The sequence below is a fragment of the Azospirillum sp. HJ39 genome, from assembly GCF_041507355.1.
Taxonomy (GTDB): domain Bacteria; phylum Pseudomonadota; class Alphaproteobacteria; order Azospirillales; family Azospirillaceae; genus Azospirillum; species Azospirillum thiophilum.
This window is the reverse complement of the sequence record NZ_CP167911.1, coordinates 1,735,998-1,754,671: the sequence shown is the minus strand read 5'-3', so window position 1 is coordinate 1,754,671 and position 18,674 is coordinate 1,735,998. Positions and strand designations below refer to the sequence as shown.

Here is an 18,674-nt window from a genome sequence, read left to right as displayed (position 1 = left end):
GATGCGGTCGCGCGCGATCATGCTGCAGGGCACCGGCTCCGACGTCGGCAAGTCGCTGCTGGTGGCCGGGCTGTGCCGGGCGCTGGTGCGGCGCGGGCTGACCGTCCGGCCCTTCAAGCCGCAGAACATGTCCAACAACGCCGCGGTCACGGCGGACGGCGGCGAGATCGGCCGCGCCCAGGCGCTCCAGGCCCGTGCCTGCGGCGTGGCGCCCAGCGTCCACATGAACCCGGTGCTGCTGAAGCCGCAATCCGACGTCGGATCCCAGGTGGTGGTGCGCGGGGTCGTGGTCGGCACTGCCCGGGCCGCCGATTATCAGGCGCGCAAGCGCGAGCTGCTCGGCACCGTGCTGGACAGCTTCGAACGGTTGAGGGCCGAGGCGGACATCGTGGTGGTGGAGGGGGCCGGCAGCCCGGCGGAGGTCAATCTGCGGGCCGGCGACATCGCCAACATGGGCTTTGCCACCGTCGCCGACGTGCCGGTGATCCTGGTCGGCGACATCGACCGCGGCGGCGTGATCGCCAGTCTGGTCGGCACGCACGCCCTTCTTCCAAAGGATGAACAGCAGCGGATTCGGGGCTTTCTCATCAACAAGTTCCGCGGCGATGTTCGCCTGTTCGATGAAGGGTTGCGGGTGATCGAGAGGCACACCGCATGGCGCGGATATGGCGTGGTGCCCTGGCTTGGCGAGGCGGCGACCCTGCCGGCGGAGGATGCGGTGGCGCTTGACCGTCCGCGCCTTGCCGGCGGCGGCGAGTTGCGGGTCGCGGTGACGATGCTGCCGCACATCGCCAATTTCGACGATTTCGACCCGCTGGCGCAGGAGCCGGGCTTGGCACTGACCATGGTGCGTCCGGGGCAGCCGCTGCCGGGCGATGCCGATCTGGTGATCCTGCCCGGCACCAAGACGACGATTGCCGACCTCGCCTTCCTGCGGGCGCAGGGCTGGGATATCGACCTGCTGGCCCACTGGCGCCGCGGCGGCCGGGTGCTCGGCATCTGCGGCGGCTACCAGATGCTGGGCCGCCGCATCGCCGACCCCGACGGCATCGAGGGTCCGCCGGGCGAGGCCGCCGGGCTCGGCCTGCTCGACGTCGAGACGGTGCTGAAGGGCCCGAAGGTGCTGGAGGAGGCCCGCGGCAGCGACCGCCGCACCGGCGAGCCGGTCGCCGGCTACGAGATGCACATGGGCCGCACCGAGGGACCGGACCGGGCCCGCCCGGTGCTGGAACTGGCGGGCGGCATCACCGACGGCGCCGAGTCGGCGGATGGGCGGGTCGCCGGCTGCTATCTGCACGGGCTGTTCGGCGCCGACGGCTTCCGCGCGGCCTATCTGCGCGGTCTGGGCGGACGCTCGGACCTCGCCTATGGCGTCGCGGTCGAACGGGCGCTGGACGCCATCGCCGAACGGCTGGAAGGCGTGGTCGATGTCGATGGGCTGCTGGCGGTGGCGGAGGGGGCGTAGCGGGACGACCGATGCCCCCTCCCTAACCCTCCCCCGCCTTTGGCGGGAGAGGGAACTCCGCCGCTCCGACGCCTACCCCCTCTCCCGCGTTAGCGGGGGAGGGTTGGGGAGGGGGCAAGCGCACGCGCCTTCCCTCAAACCCCCTCCCGCTCCTCCGTCAGGGCGCGGGGCAGCTTGAAGACGATGTTCTCGGTCGCCGTGCGCAGTTCCTCGACGGTCACGTCGAAGCGGGCGCGGGCGGCCTCGATCACCTCCTCGACCAGCACCTCCGGGGCCGACGCTCCGGCGGTGATGCCGAGCCGGCGCACGCCGTCCAGCGCGCTCCAGTCGATGTCGGCGGCGCGCTGCACCAGCTGGGCGGCCGGGCAGCCATGGGTCTTCGCCACTTCGACCAGCCGCTTGGAATTGGAGGAGTTCGGCGCCCCCAGCACCAGCAGCGCCTCCACCTTCGGCGCGATGGCCTTCACCGCTGCCTGCCGGTTGGTGGTGGCATAGCAGATGTCCTCCTTCTTCGGCCCGGCGATGGCGGGGAAGCGGGCCTGGAGCGCGGCCAGAATCTCCGTCGTCTCGTCGACCGACAGGGTGGTCTGGGTGGCGAAGGCGAGGTTCTCGGGATCGCGCACCTCAACGGCCGCCACGTCGGCCACCGTCTCCACCAGAACGACCGCACCCTCGGGCAGCTGGCCCATGGTGCCGACCACCTCGGGATGGCCGGCATGGCCGATCAGGACGATCTGGCGGCCGTCGTCGAAATGGCGCTCGGCCTCGCGATGGACCTTGCTGACCAGCGGGCAGGTGGCGTCGAGATAGAACAGCCCGCGCGCCTCGGCGGCCTGCGGCACCGATTTCGGCACGCCATGGGCGGAGAACACCACCGGCCGGCCGTCCGGAACCTCGCTCAGCTCGTCGACGAAGACGGCGCCCTTGGCCTCCAGGCTTTCGACCACGAAGCGGTTGTGGACGATCTCATGCCGGACATAGACCGGCGCGCCGTAGCGGTCGAGCGCCGTTTCGACGATCTGGATCGCCCGGTCCACCCCGGCGCAGAATCCGCGCGGGGCCGCGAGGAGGATGGTCAGGGGAGTGGTGGTGGTCATATGCGCTGCGCAGCCTTCAGGTGGATGACGTCGCCCTTAGGTGGTCCTGTGCCGAACGGCCGCAAGGGATAGAACCGCCGCGCGGTCTTGTGCCGGTCAAGCTGGGACACTAAAGTCGCGGTCCAACAGCCCGTTAACCGATCAGGCCGAACCGATGGACCGCCGCGACCGTAATATAGGAACCCCCGCCCGGAAAAGCCCGCCGGCGTCCCTCCTGCGGATGGGCCGCCCTGCGCTGCTCGCGGCCGGGGCCGTGCTGGCTTTGTCCGGATGCTCCGGCATGGGGCCGACCAACCCATCGGACGCGGCGCTGGCCTGCCCGAAGGTCAACATCGTCCGCGACCTGCAGGAAGTCACCGTCTTCCGCCCCGGCGGCAAGGACCTGACCGACCTGGAGTCGCGCGCGGCATTGACCGACTATACCGGCAATTGCGAATACACCAGTGCCGGCGTGACCGTGAATGTGAACGTCTATCTGGTGGCCGAGCGCGGCCCGGCGCTGAAGGGCGACGTCGCCAAGTACCAGTATTTCGTCGCGCTGGCCCAGCCGGACGACACGCTGGTGTCGAAGGCCTATTTCGACACCGACGTCACCTTCGTCCCCGGCCAGCCGCGCGCCGGCAGCAAGGAGGAGCTGGCCCCGCGGATCCCGCTGCCCAAGGACGGCAACGCCAAGGACTGGAAGGTCTATCTGGGATTCCAGCTGACGCCGGAGCAGCTGGAGTTCAACCGGACGCAGGTCAAGAAGTAAGGCGCACGGCCGGCGCGCCACACGCCATTCCCAAGCCATCCGCCAGGGAGAGTATGATCAAGCCTGTTGCCGCGTCCAAGGAGCCCATCACCATCGAGATGGAGGCCGGCAAGACTTATTGGTGGTGCCGCTGCGGCCGCAGCGCCAAGCAGCCCTTCTGCGACGGCAGCCACGCCGGGACGGGGCTGGAACCCATGAAGTTCTCGCCGACCACGACGATGAAGGCGCGTTTCTGCGGCTGCAAGGCAACCAAGAAGCCGCCCTTTTGCGACGGCAGCCACTTGGATTTGTGAGGATGCTGTTGGAGGGCCATTGAAACATGAAGCCGGACATAGGTCCGGCTTCATGCGTTTCAGGTCAGGGCAAGCGAGTGGCGGTGAAGAAGGTTGCCGTCGGCGTTCCATCCAGGATGCCATCGGTGATGATGGTGTTGAGCACTTTCATCTCGACATAGTCGGTCGTGCCGTTGAGGTAGCAGATGGAGCTTGTCGCGGCGTAGGTCGGCGTCGCGACGGGGGTCAGTGACCGGCACAGGGAAAGGTTTGTGCCGTTGACGTAGAGGCCGGCATAGACGGACCCATTCACACCGCAGTTCATCATCACCTGGGCGTGAAGCAGGTAATTGCCGGCAACCGACGGCAAGAAGCGGGACGTGGACGTATCGAACGCATTCCCGACGTTGATATCCGTCGTCGTCAGCAGGGCCTTGGCCCAGGCGTTGTTGGTGACCCCGCTCTGGCCGACGTTGTTCCGGTGCGCACGAACCACGACCGAATTCTGGGGCGACGGGGTCAGGTCCACCAGCGCCCGTTCATCCACGATCAGATCGTTGCCGATGGCGTCGGTCGTCGGCAGCAGCATGACACGCGCCACCGGCAGCGTGCCGGCCGGAATTGCCGGCGGAGTCAGGCTGTTGGCAATGCCGGTCACGATCGCACCGGCGCCGGTGCCGCGGTCGATTACCACGCGGTCGATGCGAAAGCCGCTGGCCGGCGGGGTGAAGGGGCCGACGGGCTGGGCGTTCACCTCGGTCAGGGTGGTGCCGTTCAGCAGGTTGCCGGGGTCGAGCGCTAGTGTCAAATTGGGCCTGACCTGCGCGTGGGGCGCGAAGGCGCCGACGATGCGCTGGGCGACGGCCCAGTTGGTGGCGGACTGCGGCAGATCGGTGGGATTGAAGGTCTGCACGGTCATGGATGGGGCTCCGCTGCATCGGTGGTTAGAAGGGCACGCGACGGACGAAGGCTGGCCAGCTCGGCGAAACGCGCGGCGCCACCATGACCGGCTTATAAGCCTATCGTAAAGATAAAAATCCTAAAACAAGGAATATCAACAGCAAGCGGTCATGACTCTGCCGTGTGCCGCCGTCCGATACCCCGATTGACAATCGCCCCCATCCGCGACAGTGTGCCGCCATCACGCCGATGATCCCTCGCGGGAGAGATCGCCTTGGAACGCGCCGGAAACGGCAGTTCTGCAGGTGGCGCCGAAGGAGCAACCGCCCCCGGAAACTCTCAGGCAAAAGGACCGCAAGGGGATAAGGCAACTCTGGAAAGCAGCCTCGGCGCTCACCCGCCGCGACTCACCGAAGGAGTAAACCGGCTGCCCGGCTCGACCCGGCGGCGGTGAATCTCTCAGGTCCAAGACAGAGGGGGCAGCTCACCCGTGCCGATCCCGGCGCGGGGGCGAACCCCTGTCGGAGGACCCGCAGCGTGACCGAGGCCGCAACCGCTCTCAAGACCACCCCGCTGCACGCGCTCCATGTCGAGCTTGGCGCCCGCATGGTTCCCTTCGCCGGCTACGACATGCCGGTGCAGTATCCGCTGGGCATCCTCAAGGAACACCAGCACACCCGCGAGAAGGCCGGGCTGTTCGACGTGTCCCACATGGGGCAGGTCCGCCTGACCGGCGCCGATCCGGCCGCAGCCTTGGAAACGCTGGTTCCCGGCGACATCAAGGGGCTGGCGCTGGGCCGCATGCGCTACACGCTGTTCCTGAACGACCAGGGCGGCATCCTCGACGACCTGATGGTGACCAATGCCGGCGACCATCTGTTCCTGGTGGTCAATGCCGCCTGCAAGGAGCAGGACGTCGCCCATCTGCGCGAAAAGCTGGCCGGCAAGGCCGAGGTCGAGCTGCTGGACGATCTCGCCCTGATGGCGCTGCAGGGCCCGGCGGCGGCCGGGGTGATGGCCCGTTTCGTGCCGGAAGCCGCCACCATGAAGTTCATGACCTGCCTGTCCGCCAGCTTCAAGGGCGTGCCGGTGATCCTCACCCGCTCCGGTTATACCGGGGAGGATGGCTACGAGATCTCCTGCGACAAGGCCGATGCGGAGATGATCGCCCGCGCCCTGCTCGCCGAATCGGAGGTCGAGGCGATCGGGCTGGGCGCCCGCGACTCGCTGCGGCTGGAGGCGGGGCTGTGCCTCTACGGCCATGACATCGACACCACCACCACCCCGGTCGAAGCCGCGCTGGAATGGACCCTGCCCAAGCGCCGCCGCGCCGAGGGCGGGTTCCCCGGCTACGACATCATCCAGCGGCAGCTGACCGAGGGGGCATCGCGCCGCCGGGTCGGCATCCAGCCTGACGGCCGCCAGCCGGCCCGTGAGCACACCGAAATCCAGGATGCCGCTGGCGTGACGCTCGGCGAGATCACCAGCGGCGGCTTCGGCCCGACCGCCGGGGCGCCGGTCGCCATGGGCTATGTCGACACCGCCAATTCCGCGGTCGGCACCGCGCTGACGCTGGTCGTCCGCGGCAAGCCGCTGCCCGCCCGCGTCGCCGCCACGCCCTTCGTGCCGCAGCGTTATTACCGGGGCTGACGCTCCGGGGCCGCAAACCAAGCAACCGTTCCGAACAGGGAAACTTCAGATGACCAGGAAATTCACCAAGGACCATGAGTGGGTTCTCGTCGAGGGTGATGTCGCCACCGTCGGCGTCTCCGACTTCGCCCAGAGCCAGCTGGGCGACGTGGTGTTCGTCGAGCTGCCCGAGGCCGGCCGCGTGCTGGAGCAGGGCAAGGAAGCCGCCGTCGTCGAATCGGTGAAGGCCGCCAGCGACGTCTACGCCCCGGTGTCGGGTACCGTCCTGGAATCGAACCAGGCGCTGGTCGACGACCCGTCCAAGGTCAACGGCGATGCCGAGGGCGAGGGCTGGTTCTTCAAGCTCCAGCTGAGCGATGCCGCCGAACTCGACGGTCTGATGGACGAAGCGGCCTACAAGGCCTTCGTGGAGGCGTCGCACTGATATGCGGTATCTGCCCCTGACCGAGGCCGACCGGCAATCGATGCTGGAGGCCATCCGCGCGGAATCGGTGGACGACCTGTTCCGCGACGTGCCCGAGGCGGCCCGGCTGGCCGGCCCGATCGGGGGCTTGCCCAACCATATGGGTGAGCTCGAGGTCGAACGGCTGCTGGGCGCCATGGCGGCGAAGAATATCCCGGCGGGCACGGTGCCGAGCTTCCTCGGCGCCGGCGCCTACCGCCACCATGTTCCGGCCACCGTCGACCATCTGGTCCAGCGCGGCGAGTTCCTGACCGCCTACACCCCCTATCAGCCGGAGGTGAGCCAGGGCACGCTGCAGGTTCTGTTCGAATTCCAGACCCAGGTCGCGCTGCTGACCGGCATGGATGTGGCCAACGCCTCGATGTATGACGGTGCCACCTCCTGCGCCGAGGCGGTGATGATGGCCAACCGCATCACCCGGCGGAAGAAGGCGATCCTGTCCGGTGGCCTGCACCCGCATTACCGCGACGTGACCAGCACCGACGCCCGCTTCATCGGTTTCGAGGCGGTGGCCCTGCCGCCGGCCCCGACCGGCGGCGAGGATCTGCTGGCGCTGGTCGATGACAGGACGGCCTGCGTCGTCGTCCAGAATCCGGACGTCTTCGGCCATGTCCGCGACTACACCGACCTTGCCGCCGCCTGCCAGGCCAAGGGCGCGCTGCTGGTCGTCGTGGTGACGGAGGCGCTGTCGCTCGGCCTGCTGACCCCGCCGGGCGACATGGGCGCCGACATCGTCGCGGCGGAAGGCCAGTCCTTCGGCAACGCGCTGAATTTCGGCGGCCCCTATGTCGGGCTGTTCGCGGTGAAGGACAAATATGTCCGCCAGATGCCGGGCCGCCTGTGCGGCGAGACGGTGGACGCCGACGGCCGCCGCGGCTTCGTGCTGACGCTCTCCACCCGCGAGCAGCACATCCGCCGCGAGAAGGCGACGTCCAACATCTGCACCAACTCCGGCCTGTGCGCGCTGGCCTTCTCGATCCATGTCAGCCTGCTGGGCGAGGCCGGGATCACGCAGCTGGCCCAGCTGAACCACGCCAAGGCGGTGCAGATGGCCGACCGGCTGGCCACCATCCCCGGCGTCGAGATCCTGAACGACGGCTTCTTCAATGAGTTCACCGTGAAGCTGCCCAAGCCGGCCGCCGCGGTGGTCGAGGAGCTTGCCGGGCGCCGCATCCTCGGCGGCGTGCCGGTGTCGCGCCTCTATCCCGGCCAGGGAATGGACGACCTGCTGCTGGTCGCCGTCACCGAGACCAACACCGACGCCGACATGGACGCCTTCGCGGCTGCCTTGACCGAGGTTCTGGCATGAGCATGAACACCCAGGGCCGTCCCTCGGCCATCCCCGCGAACTCGGGCGCTTTCGACGGCGTGACCGGCACCGTCACCGGCAACCGCGGCCTGCAGATCGAAGAGCCGCTGATCTTCGAACAGGACAGCGCCGGCCGCACCGGCGTCGACCTGCCCGACCTGCCGAAGGTGGCCAGCCGTCTCGGCGCCGTGAAGCCGCGCGCCCGGGTCGGGCTGCCCGGCCTCGCCGAGCCGCAGGTGGTCCGCCACTACACCCGGCTGTCGCAGAAGAACTACGCCATCGACAGCGGCTTCTACCCGCTGGGCTCCTGCACGATGAAGCACAATCCGCGCCTGAACGAGAAGATGGCGCGGCTCCCCGGCTTCTCCGACGTGCATCCGCTCCAGCCGGTCAGCACGGTGCAGGGCGCGCTGGAGCTGATGGACCAGCTTGCCCATTGGCTGAAGACGCTGACCGGCATGGCCGCGGTGACGCTGGCGCCCGCCGCCGGTGCCCATGGCGAGATGTGCGGCATCATGGCGATCCGCGCCGCCCATGAGGCCAACGGCGACAGCGGCCGCACCAAGATCCTGGTGCCGGAAAGCGCCCACGGCACCAACCCGGCGACCGCCGCCGCCTGCGGCTACGGCGTCGATGCCATCCCGGCGACCGCCGACGGCCGCGTCGACCTGGAGGCGCTGAAGGCCAAGCTCGGTCCCGACGTCGCCGGGCTGATGCTGACCAACCCCAACACCTGCGGCCTGTTCGAGCGCGACATCATCGAGATCGCCGAGGCGGTGCATGCGGCCGGGGCCTATTTCTACTGCGACGGCGCCAACTTCAACGCCATCGTCGGGCGGGTGCGTCCGGCCGACCTCGGCATCGACGTCATGCACATCAACCTGCACAAGACCTTCTCCACCCCGCATGGCGGCGGTGGGCCGGGGTCGGGTCCGGTGGTGTTCGCCCAGTCGCTGGCGCCCTACATCCCGGTGCCCTACGTCACCCATGGGGCCGACGGCTTCGCCCTGGTCGAGGCCGCCGGCGACGGTCCGGCCTTCGGCCGCATGAAGGCCTTCCACGGTCAGATGGGCATGTTCGTCCGCGCGCTGTCCTACATGCTCAGCCACGGTGCCGACGGGCTGCGGCAGGCGTCGTCCGACGCGGTGCTGAACGCCAACTACGTGATGGCGCGGCTCGACGACGTGATGACGGCGTCGTTCGAGGGGCCGTGCATGCACGAGTGCCTGTTCGACGACCGTTTCCTGAAAGGGACGGGCGTCACCACGCTCGACATGGCGAAGGCCCTGATCGACGAGGGCTTCCACCCGATGACCATGTATTTCCCGCTGGTCGTCCATGGTGCCCTGCTGATCGAGCCGACCGAGACGGAAAGCAAGGCCAGCCTCGACCAGTTCGTCGATGCGCTGCGCGCGCTGGCCGAGCGGGCGAAGTCGGGCGACGCCGCCTATTTCCAGGCGGCTCCGCGCCTGACCCCGCGCCGCCGCCTGGACGAGACCGCCGCCGCCCGCAAGCCGGTGCTGCGCTGGACCCCGCCGGTCGTGGCCGAGGCCGTGGCGGCGGAGTAGGGGCCGCCCGAGTAAGGGCAGCGGCGCTTGCCCCCTCCCTGACCCTCCCCCGCTCTCTCCCTGACCCTCCCCCGCTCTCGCGGGAGAGGGAACTCCGCTTCTCCATTGCAGGACGTCTGCAAGCGTCCTACCCCCTCTCCCGCGGAACGCGGGGGAGGGATGGGGAGGGGGCCGCCACTCACTTGTCGGATTTGTCGACGTAACGATCTGCCTGTTTCTGCTCCTCTGCGGCCTCGCGCGACATTTCCTCGCCGATCTTCGGGTCGAGGCGCTTGGCCTCTTCGATCAGCTCGCGCGCCTTGCGGGGATCGCCTTCGGCGGCTTTGTCCAGCGCCTCCTCGGCGATCTCATGGGCCTTCTTGTGCTCCGGGGTCTGTTCGTGGCGGGTTGCCATCGCTGCGTCTCCTGGACATTGCGGAAATTCGTTCGGACGTCCTCCAACAGCCCGCGGCCGCCCGGGTTCCAGCCGCCGCAACGCACAATTTTTTTTAGAAGCGGCGGAATAGGGAAGGCGGGCTGCCCGTTTGTGCGGATGTCCGGTGGCACACGGCCACCCTGCAACAGGGCACGCGAACTCCCCATGAGCAACCCGAAGAACCCGATCCGGCGAGCAGCCATCGTCGCCGCTCTGCTGGCCGTGACTGCCGGCCACGCGTCCTTCTGGTCCTGGCGCAACGCGCCGACGCCGGTGGAGGCGGAGCCCGGACGCATCGAATCCGTGTCCTACTCGCCCTCGGGGCGCGGCTACGATCCCACCCACCAGCCGGTGGTGCCGCGCCGGGAGATCGAGAAGGACATGACCGCCATCGCCGGCTTTGCCGACGGCGTGCGCACCTACTCGACACTCGGCTCGCAGGGCGAGGTGCCGGAGATCGCGGTGTCCAAGGGGCTGGACGTCACGCTCGGCATCTGGCTGAGCAAGGACAAGGCCCGCAACGAGCGCGAGGTGCTGCACGGCATCGCCCTTGCCAAGGAGTTCCGCGGCATCAAGCGCATCGTCGTCGGCAACGAGACGCTGCTGCGCGCCGAGTTGACCGACGCCGAGCTGTCGTCCTACATCCGCCGCGTGCGCGCCGCCGTGCCCCCTGGCATCAAGGTCGGCACCGCCGACGTCTGGTCGGAGATGATCAAGGCCGACGCCACCGTGAAGGCCTCGGACTTCATGGGCGTCCACGTCCTGCCCTACTGGGAGGGCGTGCCGGTGGCGGATGCGCTGACCTGGATCCGCGACCGGCTCGACACCGTGCGCAAGGCGCATCCGGGCAAGCCGCTGTTCGTCGGCGAGGTCGGCTGGCCGTCGGGCGGCGAGAACTTCCATGACGCCTACCCGACGCCGGAGGCCCAGGCCGCCGTCGTCCGCGGCTTTGCGGCGGAAGCCAACGCGCTCGGCATCCATTACAACGTGGTCGAGGCGTTCGACGGTATCTGGAAATCGACCATCGAAGGCTCGCCCGGCCCGACCTGGGGCGTGCTCGACGCCGACCGTGCGCCGAAATGGGCGATGACCGGCGCGGTCGCCGCCCCCTATGGCGAGCGGGTCGGCGCCGGGGTGGCGCTGGCCCTCGGCCTCGCCCTGTCGGCCTTCGCCGTGTTCCGCCGCCGCAGCAATGCCGGCTTCGCGCTGGCCGCCGCGCTTGGCGCCAACGTCATCGGCTTCGCCATCGGTTCCGCCGTCGCCGGCGCCTTCGCCGAGTATCTGACCTTCGGCGCCGTCACCACCTGGGGCTCCGCCTTCGCGCTCGGCGCCCTGATGATGAGCGTCGCCTTCGCCGATCTGGTCGACGTCGCCCGCCGCCTGCTTACCGGCCGCGCCCCGGCGCTGCTGCCGCAAGCCGTGCCTGAGGTCGGACACCAGCCGGCCGGGCACACGCCCATGGTCTCCATCCACGTCGCCGCCTGCCGCGAGCAGCCGGACGTCCTGAACGCCACGCTTGCCTCGCTGTCGCGGCTGGACTACCCGAACTACGAGGTCGTCGTCCTGATCAACAACACCGAGGAGGAGCATCTCGTCCGCCCGGTGGAGGAGATGTGCCGGGCGCTCGGGTCCAGGTTCAAGTTCCACTGGTACAAGAAGATCTCCGGCTTCAAGGCCGGCGCGCTGAACGCCGCCCTGCGCCACACCGATCCGTCGGCCGAGATCGTCGCCGTGCTCGATGCCGACTATACCGTGTCGCCCGACTGGCTGTCGAAGCTGGCCCCGGCCTTCGCCGATCCGTCGGTCGGCATCGTCCAGGCGCCGCAGGAGCACCGCGACGGCGACGAGACGGCGCTGAAGGCGGCGATGACCGCCGAATACCGCCCCTTCTTCGACGTCGGCATGCAGGAGGGCGTCTCCAGCCAGGCCTTCATCTGCCACGGCACCATGATCATGCTGCGCCGCTCCGCCATGGACCGGGTCGGCGGCTGGTCGGAAGCCGGCATCTGCGAGGACACCGAGCTGGGCCTGCGCATCCTGTCGGCTGGCTACCGCGCCGCCTACACCGACGAGCGGCTCGGCGCCGGTCTGGCCCCGGACAACTTCATGCAGTTCCGCAAGCAGCGTGACCGCTGGGTGTTCGGCTCGACCCAGATCGTCCGCGCCCATTGGAAGAAGTTCCTGCCGGGCTCGGCCGAGCTGAACGCGCGGCAGAAGCTGGGCTACGTCACCAACTGGATCCGCTGGTGGTCCGACGCCGTCGGCCTGTTCGCCGCCGCCGCCGCCGTGGTCTGGACCTTCGCCTCGCTGGTCCTGCCGCTCCACCTGCCGCCGGTCGCCGCGACCGCCGCCGTTCTGGGTGCCCTGGTCCTGCGTGCCGGCTCCAGCCTGCTGGCCTCGCGCTACGCCTCGGGCAACAGCTGGAGCCACAGCCTGGGCGCCTGCGCCGTCGGCATGGCGCTGTCGACCACGGTGGCGCTGGCCGTCGTCCGCGGCCTGTTCCGCAAACAGGATGCCTTCCGGGTGACCGCCAAGGGCGGCAAGCGCGCCGCCGGCCGCTTCTGCGCCAAGCCGGAGGCGATCCTGTCCGCTGCCCTGGTTGCCGCCGCGGCCACCGCCGCGCTGGTCAACCCGCTGGGCACCCTGTCGCTGGAGCTGTGGTCGGTCCTGCTCGCCGCCATGGCGGTGCCGAACCTGATGGCCGTCGCTTTCGGCATCGGCGACATGCTGCCGGTGAGCGAGGGGATCCGCGAGGCCAAGCCGGTGCCGGCCCCGCTGCCGGCGGCGCAGCAGAACGCCCCGGCCGGGCAGGAGCAGGCGGCGAACCGTCCGATCGCCGCGTAATCCCCGGCCCTCTCCGACCCTCCCGTCCATTCGGCCCCTCTCCTGCCCGCCCGGTGGGGGAGGGGCCGTCTTTTTGGAGGGAGCGTCCGCATGTCCCACCAAGGTCAAACTTGTGAGCGGCGGCGCTTCGTGCCTACCATCGGCGCGTCGACACCGCGCGAACCAATGCGCCCCCGCAGCCCCTGTTGCGCTTCACGTCACGGGAGAACGCCATGCACGTCGTCACCGCGTCCGACCAATCGCCGCACCCGTTCCTGTCCGCCGACGACCGGGGGCGGCTGGAGCGCTTCCTGGCCGACCAGGCCGGTGCGGCCCGGGTCACGGTGATCGAGGATGGGCGGCTCGGCGGCGGCGCCATCTCCCTCAATCTGGCGGTGACGCTCGACATCGACGGCGGGGGGCTGGCCGGGCGCCATGCCTGCGTGCTGCGGATGGAGGGGGCCGGCCGCATCTCCGCCAGCATCGGCAAGCTGCGCGAGTTCGTGGTGCTGCGCGCAGCGTTCGCCGGTGGCGTGAAGGCGCCGGAACCGCTGTTCGCCTGCGACGATCCGGCGGTGCTGGGGCCCGACTTCTACATCATGCGCCGGGCCGAGGGGCTGGGCGCCGGCCATGCCGTCACCCGGTCCGACGCGCCGCAGCCGGACCTGGCGCGCGAGCTTGGCCGGCAACTCGGCCTGCTGCACCGGGTGTCGCCGGACACCGACGGGCTGGAGCGGCTGGGCGACCTGCCGGGCTGCCCGGCGCAGGAAACGCTGGCGCAGCTCCGCCGCTGGTTCGGCGATCTGGCGCGGCGCGATCCGGTGATCGCCTGGGGGCTGCGCTGGATGGAGATCAATGCGCCGCTGCCGGGGGCCGTGGTGCTGTGCCACCGCGATTTCCGCACCGGCAACTATCTGGTCAAGGACGGTGCCCTGACCGCGATCCTCGATTGGGAGTTCGCCGGGTTCAGCGACCCGATGGAGGATCTCGGCTGGTTCTGCGCCCGCTCCTGGCGCTTCCGCCGCACGGACCGCGAGGCCGGCGGCATCGCCGACCGTGCGGATTTCTATGCCGGCTACGAGGAGACCTCCGGCCGCCGTGTCGATCCCGCCCGCGTGGCCTATTGGGAGACGGCGGCCTATCTGCGCTGGGCGGCGGTCGCGCTGGAACAGGGGCGCCGCCACAGCTCGGGCGCCGAACCGTCGCTGGAGCTGGCCCTGACCGGCCGCATGCTGCCGGAGATTGAGATGGACCTGCTGCGCCATCTGCGCTCGACCGGCGCGGTGATGGCAAGCGCCGTGGACAAGGTGGCCTGATGCTGAGCGATGCCGACGCCCGCGGCTTGCTGGAGATCGCCGCCGCGACCTTCCGCACCGACGTCCTTCCCCATGTGGCCCCGGAGGCGCGCTTCAAGGCGCTGATGGTCGCCAATGCACTGGAGATCGCCCAGCGCGAGTTGAAGGGCCTCGATGCCGCCGGCCATTCCGTGCTGGGGGCGCTCGCGCTGCTCTATGGCGAGGATGCCGACGATGGTCTGGCCGGCGACGAGCTGCGCCACCGGGTCGAGGCGTTGGAACATCGCTTGTGCATCGAGATTGCGGCCGGCGACTTCGACCATGACGGCCAGGAGGTGCTGATGGACTCGCTGGAGGCCATCGTCAGGGCGCGGCTCGGGATCACCAATCCAAAGGCGCTGGGGTAGGGGGGATCCGGCGGCGATCCCGATGACGGCACCTGGGCCCCGCCTTTGGCGACCGACCCTGAAGTCGTCCGCAATTTTCGCGACTGCCTTCCACCTACGATTGCCTTTGGCACCTGTCCGGCCTATGGGCGACGGCTTCATGCCCTCTTCCGGGGCGGGAGGGTAAACCATATGCGATTGCTCTCGCCCTGCCCGAAGGCGGCTTGACTTTCACGCCCGTCCGGTGTGGTGTGTCGAACCGTTTTTTCCGCCGGAATCCGACCTTTTCAAGGTGTTTCGACCCATGCACCCCTACCGCACGCACACCTGCGGCCAGCTTCGTGAAGAGAATGCCGGTGAGACCGTCCGCCTGTCGGGCTGGATGAACCGGAAGCGCGACCATGGACAGCTGCTGTTCATCGACCTGCGCGACCATTACGGCCTGACGCAGTGCGTGGTCGATACCTCCAATCCGGCCTTCGAGGTCGCGAACCGGCTGAAGCTCGAATCGGTCGTCACCGTCACCGGCAAGGTGGTCAAGCGCACCGCCGAGACCATCAACGACAAGCTGCCCACCGGCCGCATCGAGCTGCAGATCGCCGAGCTGACGGTCGAGGGCGAGGCGGAGCAGATCCCGCTGCAGGTCAACCAGGACACCGACGCCGGCGAGGATGTGCGCCTGCGCTACCGCTTCCTCGACCTGCGCCGCGAACGCATCCACGAGAACATCATGCTGCGCTCGCGCGTGATCGCCTCGGCGCGCCGCCGCATGATCGACCAGGGCTTCACCGAGTTCCAGACGCCGATCCTCACCGCCTCCTCGCCGGAGGGGGCCCGCGACTATCTGGTGCCGAGCCGCAACCATCCCGGCAAGTTCTACGCGCTGCCGCAGGCGCCGCAGCAGTTCAAGCAGCTGCTGATGGTCGCCGGCTTCGACCGCTACTTCCAGATCGCCCCCTGCTTCCGCGACGAGGACGCGCGCGCCGACCGCAGCCCGGGCGAGTTCTACCAGCTCGACTTCGAGATGTCCTTCGTCACACAGGAGGACGTCTTCGCCGCCATCGAGCCGGTGCTGCACGGCATCTTCGACGAGTTCGGCGGCTTCCGCCGCGACTCGAAGCCGGCGATCGACCAGCTGCCGTTCCGCCGCATCTCCTTCGCCGAATCGATGCTGAAGTACGGCAACGACAAGCCCGACCTGCGCAACCCGCTCGTCATCACCGACGTGACCGAGGTGTTCAAGCGGGACGACGTCGAGTTCCGCGCCTTCAAGCAGACGCTGGAGAAGGGTGGGGTCGTGCGCGCCATCCGTGCCCCCAAGGTCTCCGACCGTCCGCGCAGCTTCTTCGACAAGCTGAACGACTGGGCGCGCGGACTCGGTGCTCCCGGCCTCGGCTACATCGTCATGGAGGCCGCCGGCGGCAAGGGACCGATCGCCAAGTTCGTGCCTGAGGCAGCCCAGGCCGCGCTGCGCGAACTGGTCGGTCTGGAGGACGGCGACGCGGTCTTCTTCGTTTGCGACCAGCCCGGTCCGGCGGCCAAGCTGGCCGGCTTCGCCCGCACCCGCATAGGCGAGGAACTGGACCTGATCGAGAAGAACGCCTTCCGCTTCTGCTGGATCGTCGACTTCCCGATGTACGAGCTGGACGAGGAGACCAACAAGGTCGTCTTCAGCCACAACCCGTTCTCCATGCCCCAGGGCGGCCTGAAGGCGCTGGAGACGATGAACCCGCTCGACATCAAGGCCTACCAGTACGACATCGTCTGCAACGGCGTCGAGCTGTCGTCGGGCGCGATCCGGAACCATCTGCCGGAGGTGATGTACAAGGCCTTCGAGATCGCCGGCTATCCGCCGGAGGAGCTGGAAGCCCGCTTCGGTGGCATGCTGAGCGCGTTCAAGCTGGGCGCCCCGCCGCACGGCGGCTCGGCCCCCGGCATCGACCGCATCGTCATGCTGCTGGCCGACGAGCCCAACATCCGCGAGGTCATCGCCTTCCCGCTGAACCAGCGCGCCGAGGATCTGCTGATGCAGGCTCCGGCGCCGGTCGATACGGCGCGCCTGCGCGAGCTGCACCTGAAGCTCGACCTTCCCAAGCCGAAGGTTGTCGCGCCGCCGACGCCCCAGGCCTAATTCGGCCGGACCCGATCCGGACTTCCGAACCGCTTCCGGTTCAAGGAAAAAAGGCCGCGCGGACAGGGCTCCGCGTGGCCTTTTTTCTTGTCAACACAGGTCCGCGGGGCTATGTAAGCGCCGTCGTCAAAACCTCACGCGGGCTGGCGGACCGTCGGTTTCGTCCGATGGCCCGATCCGGTGTCATAGGCCATGGTTTCCATGCGCTCGACAACGCCCGCGGCGGAGCAACCGGAAAAAGGGATTTTTTCCACATGACCATGCCCACCTTTACCATGCGCCAGCTGCTGGAAGCCGGTGTCCACTTCGGTCACCACACCCGCCGCTGGAACCCGAAGATGAACCAGTACATCTTCGGCGTCCGCAACGGCGTGCATATCATCGACCTCGAGCAGACCGTTCCGATGCTGCACCGCGCCCTCCAGGCCGTGCGCGACGTCGTCGCCGGCGGTGGCCGCGTTCTGTTCGTCGGCACCAAGCGCCAGGCCCAGGAGCGGATCGCCGAGGCCGCCGCCAAGTGCGGCCAGTACTACGTCAACCACCGCTGGCTCGGCGGCATGCTGACCAACTGGAAGACCATCTCCCAGTCGATCAAGCGCCTGCGCGAGATGGAAGAGCGTCTGGGCGGCGATACCTCGGGCCTGACCAAGCGCGAAGTGCTGGAGCTGACCCGCGAGCGCGACAAGCTGGAGCGCGCGCTGGGCGGCATCAAGGAGATGGGCGGCCTGCCGGACGTCATCTTCATCATCGACACCAACAAGGAGTCGATCGCGGTCAAGGAAGCCAACAAGCTGGGCATCCCGGTCATCGCGGTCCTCGACAGCAACTCCGATCCGGACGGCGTGGCCTTCCCGATCCCCGGCAATGACGACGCGCTGCGCGCCATCGAGATGTACTGCGACCTGACGGTCGGCGCCGTGCTCGACGGCCTGCAGGCCGAGATGAGCGCTGCCGGCATCGACGTCGGTGCCGCCGAGGACGCCCCGGCCGAGCAGCTGCCGGAGGAAGAGACCGCCGAGACCGCCGCCCAGGCCTGACCCTGACGGTTGAAGGGCAGCCGGGCCTTATGACCTATGGCCCGGCTGCCTTTTTTATGGCTTGCCACCCGTTTTGACTTTGTGACTCAATCCGATCCGCCTGCCGGATCGCTTGGAAGGAAGAGGGCGCAACATGGCCGAGATTACCGCCTCGCTCGTCAAGGAACTGCGCGAGAAGACCGGCGCGGGCATGATGGACTGCAAGAAGGCGCTGAACGAGACGCAGGGCGACCTCGAGGGCGCCGTCGACTGGCTGCGCAAGAAGGGCCTCGCCGCCGCCGCCAAGAAGTCGGGCCGCGTCGCCGCCGAAGGTCTGGTCGCCGTCGCCACCGCCGGCACCAAGGGTGCCGTCGTCGAGGTGAACGCCGAGACCGACTTCGTCGCCCGCAATGACCGGTTCCAGGCGTTCGCCGCCACGACCGCCGAACTGGCTCTGACCACCGGTGGCGATGTCGAGGCGCTGAAGGCCGCCACCTATCCGGGCACCTCGCACACTGCCCAGGACGAGCTGACGAGCCTGATCGCCACCGTCGGCGAGAACATGAACCTGCGCCGCAGCGTCACCCTGTCGGTTTCGGCCGGCGTGGTCGTCAGCTACGTCCATTCGGCCATCGCGCCGGGCCTGGGCAAGATCGGCGTCCTGGTCGCTCTCGAGTCGACCGGCGATGCGGCCAAGCTGGCCGACCTCGGCAAACAGATCGCCATGCACATCGCCGCCGCCCGTCCGGATGCGCTCGACATCGCCGATGTCGACAGCTCGTCGCTGGAGCGTGAGCGCAGCGTGCTGGCCGAGCAGGCCCGTGCGTCCGGCAAGCCGGAAAACATCATCGAGAAGATGGTGGAAGGCCGCGTCCGCAAGTACTACGAGGAGGTCTGCCTGCTGGAGCAGACCTACGTGATCGACGGCGAAACCAAGGTCCGCAAGGTGGTCGAGAACGCCGCCAAGGACATCGGCGCGCCCGTGAAGGTCACGGCCTTCACCCGCTACGCGCTGGGCGAGGGCATCGAGAAGGCCCAGTCGGACTTCGCCGCCGAAGTTGCCGCCGCCGCCGGCGTCCAGGGCTAACCAAGGTTCGACCGTCAGCCGCATTCCGAAACAGCAAGGGAGCGTT

Annotated in this window: 16 protein-coding genes and 1 riboswitch; of the genes, 13 read left to right on the top strand and 3 right to left on the bottom strand. The window is 68.7% G+C overall.

From position 1 onward, the window contains the following. Position 1 precedes the first annotated feature (1 nt). Complete coding sequence (locus tag ABMY26_RS21550; protein WP_372396695.1) at positions 2–1,465, top strand: cobyric acid synthase; 1,464 nt, start codon at positions 2–4, stop codon at positions 1,463–1,465. Positions 1,466–1,599: 134 nt separating this feature from the next. Here the strand turns inward: ABMY26_RS21550 and ispH are convergent, their stop codons facing one another. Next, positions 1,600–2,562 carry a 4-hydroxy-3-methylbut-2-enyl diphosphate reductase gene (gene ispH / locus ABMY26_RS21545; protein WP_372396694.1) on the bottom strand — a complete coding sequence of 321 codons (963 nt, stop codon included), beginning with the start codon at positions 2,560–2,562 and terminating at the stop codon, positions 1,600–1,602. Positions 2,563–2,842: 280 nt separating this feature from the next. Between ispH and ABMY26_RS21540 the strand changes: the two genes are divergently transcribed. Then, on the top strand, positions 2,843–3,313 hold the full coding sequence (locus ABMY26_RS21540) for a hypothetical protein (RefSeq protein WP_245636680.1): 471 nt from the start codon (positions 2,843–2,845) through the stop codon (positions 3,311–3,313). Between the two features lie 53 nt (positions 3,314–3,366). Next, on the top strand, positions 3,367–3,606 hold the full coding sequence (locus ABMY26_RS21535) for a CDGSH iron-sulfur domain-containing protein (RefSeq protein WP_372396693.1): 240 nt from the start codon (positions 3,367–3,369) through the stop codon (positions 3,604–3,606). 64 nt (positions 3,607–3,670) lie between these two features. Here the strand turns inward: ABMY26_RS21535 and ABMY26_RS21530 are convergent, their stop codons facing one another. Next, positions 3,671–4,504 carry a hypothetical protein gene (locus tag ABMY26_RS21530; RefSeq protein ID WP_372396692.1) on the bottom strand — a complete coding sequence of 278 codons (834 nt, stop codon included), beginning with the start codon at positions 4,502–4,504 and terminating at the stop codon, positions 3,671–3,673. A gap of 231 nt (positions 4,505–4,735) precedes the next feature. Next, positions 4,736–4,850: riboswitch (glycine riboswitch) on the top strand. 172 nt (positions 4,851–5,022) lie between these two features. Between ABMY26_RS21530 and gcvT the strand changes: the two genes are divergently transcribed. The 4 genes from gcvT to gcvPB are packed head-to-tail and all read left to right on the top strand — an operon-like array spanning position 5,023 to position 9,475. Continuing rightward, complete coding sequence (gcvT, locus tag ABMY26_RS21525; protein WP_372396691.1) at positions 5,023–6,135, top strand: glycine cleavage system aminomethyltransferase GcvT; 1,113 nt, start codon at positions 5,023–5,025, stop codon at positions 6,133–6,135. Positions 6,136–6,184: 49 nt separating this feature from the next. Continuing rightward, entirely contained in the window at positions 6,185–6,559 is a 375-nt protein-coding gene (gcvH, locus tag ABMY26_RS21520) for a glycine cleavage system protein GcvH (RefSeq protein ID WP_372396690.1), read from the top strand. A gap of 1 nt (position 6,560) precedes the next feature. Then, the gene (gene gcvPA, locus ABMY26_RS21515) at positions 6,561–7,907 is read left to right on the top strand and encodes an aminomethyl-transferring glycine dehydrogenase subunit GcvPA (protein ID WP_372396689.1); all 1,347 of its coding nucleotides are present in this window, start codon (positions 6,561–6,563) and stop codon (positions 7,905–7,907) included. Then, entirely contained in the window at positions 7,904–9,475 is a 1,572-nt protein-coding gene (gene gcvPB / locus ABMY26_RS21510; RefSeq protein ID WP_372396688.1) for an aminomethyl-transferring glycine dehydrogenase subunit GcvPB, read from the top strand. The genes gcvPA and gcvPB overlap by 4 nt, the downstream gene beginning before the upstream one ends. Positions 9,476–9,653: 178 nt before the next feature. Here the strand turns inward: gcvPB and ABMY26_RS21505 are convergent, their stop codons facing one another. After that, complete coding sequence (locus ABMY26_RS21505; RefSeq protein ID WP_372396687.1) at positions 9,654–9,869, bottom strand: hypothetical protein; 216 nt, start codon at positions 9,867–9,869, stop codon at positions 9,654–9,656. A 186-nt stretch (positions 9,870–10,055) separates the two neighbouring features. Between ABMY26_RS21505 and ABMY26_RS21500 the strand changes: the two genes are divergently transcribed. From ABMY26_RS21500 to tsf, 6 genes are all read left to right on the top strand, one after another. After that, positions 10,056–12,734 (top strand): glycosyltransferase, encoded by a 2,679-nt coding sequence (locus ABMY26_RS21500; RefSeq protein WP_372396686.1) that lies wholly within the window; start codon positions 10,056–10,058, stop codon positions 12,732–12,734. 212 nt (positions 12,735–12,946) lie between these two features. Next, positions 12,947–14,029 carry a phosphotransferase family protein gene (locus ABMY26_RS21495; RefSeq protein WP_372396685.1) on the top strand — a complete coding sequence of 361 codons (1,083 nt, stop codon included), beginning with the start codon at positions 12,947–12,949 and terminating at the stop codon, positions 14,027–14,029. Continuing rightward, positions 14,029–14,415, top strand: a complete 387-nt coding sequence (locus ABMY26_RS21490) for a DUF6285 domain-containing protein (protein WP_372396684.1) — start codon at positions 14,029–14,031, stop codon at positions 14,413–14,415. Before ABMY26_RS21495 ends, ABMY26_RS21490 begins: the two co-directional genes overlap by 1 nt. A gap of 283 nt (positions 14,416–14,698) precedes the next feature. Next, positions 14,699–16,525, top strand: coding sequence for an aspartate--tRNA ligase (gene aspS / locus ABMY26_RS21485; RefSeq protein WP_372396683.1), 1,827 nt, complete (start codon positions 14,699–14,701; stop codon positions 16,523–16,525). A 254-nt stretch (positions 16,526–16,779) separates the two neighbouring features. Beyond that, entirely contained in the window at positions 16,780–17,562 is a 783-nt protein-coding gene (rpsB, locus tag ABMY26_RS21480) for a 30S ribosomal protein S2 (RefSeq protein ID WP_045580009.1), read from the top strand. 133 nt (positions 17,563–17,695) lie between these two features. Beyond that, entirely contained in the window at positions 17,696–18,628 is a 933-nt protein-coding gene (gene tsf, locus ABMY26_RS21475; protein WP_372396682.1) for a translation elongation factor Ts, read from the top strand. The last annotated feature ends 46 nt before the right edge of the window (positions 18,629–18,674 follow it).

Bases quoted from the DNA above. Each gene is read 5' to 3' on its own strand.
- ABMY26_RS21535 (WP_372396693.1), top strand. From the start codon at position 3,367: ATGATCAAGCCTGTTGCCGCGTCCAAGGAGCCCATCACCATCGAGATG.
- ispH (WP_372396694.1), bottom strand. From the start codon at position 2,562: ATGACCACCACCACTCCCCTGACCATCCTCCTCGCGGCCCCGCGCGGA.
- ABMY26_RS21500 (WP_372396686.1), top strand. From the start codon at position 10,056: ATGAGCAACCCGAAGAACCCGATCCGGCGAGCAGCCATCGTCGCCGCT.
- ABMY26_RS21530 (WP_372396692.1), bottom strand. From the start codon at position 4,504: ATGACCGTGCAGACCTTCAATCCCACCGATCTGCCGCAGTCCGCCACC.
- ABMY26_RS21495 (WP_372396685.1), top strand. From the start codon at position 12,947: ATGCACGTCGTCACCGCGTCCGACCAATCGCCGCACCCGTTCCTGTCC.
- ABMY26_RS21550 (WP_372396695.1), top strand. From the start codon at position 2: ATGCGGTCGCGCGCGATCATGCTGCAGGGCACCGGCTCCGACGTCGGC.
- aspS (WP_372396683.1), top strand. From the start codon at position 14,699: ATGCACCCCTACCGCACGCACACCTGCGGCCAGCTTCGTGAAGAGAAT.
- gcvH (WP_372396690.1), top strand. From the start codon at position 6,185: ATGACCAGGAAATTCACCAAGGACCATGAGTGGGTTCTCGTCGAGGGT.
- tsf (WP_372396682.1), top strand. From the start codon at position 17,696: ATGGCCGAGATTACCGCCTCGCTCGTCAAGGAACTGCGCGAGAAGACC.
- gcvPA (WP_372396689.1), top strand. From the start codon at position 6,561: ATGCGGTATCTGCCCCTGACCGAGGCCGACCGGCAATCGATGCTGGAG.
- rpsB (WP_045580009.1), top strand. From the start codon at position 16,780: ATGACCATGCCCACCTTTACCATGCGCCAGCTGCTGGAAGCCGGTGTC.
- ABMY26_RS21540 (WP_245636680.1), top strand. From the start codon at position 2,843: ATGGGGCCGACCAACCCATCGGACGCGGCGCTGGCCTGCCCGAAGGTC.
- ABMY26_RS21490 (WP_372396684.1), top strand. From the start codon at position 14,029: ATGCTGAGCGATGCCGACGCCCGCGGCTTGCTGGAGATCGCCGCCGCG.
- gcvPB (WP_372396688.1), top strand. From the start codon at position 7,904: ATGAGCATGAACACCCAGGGCCGTCCCTCGGCCATCCCCGCGAACTCG.
- ABMY26_RS21505 (WP_372396687.1), bottom strand. From the start codon at position 9,869: ATGGCAACCCGCCACGAACAGACCCCGGAGCACAAGAAGGCCCATGAG.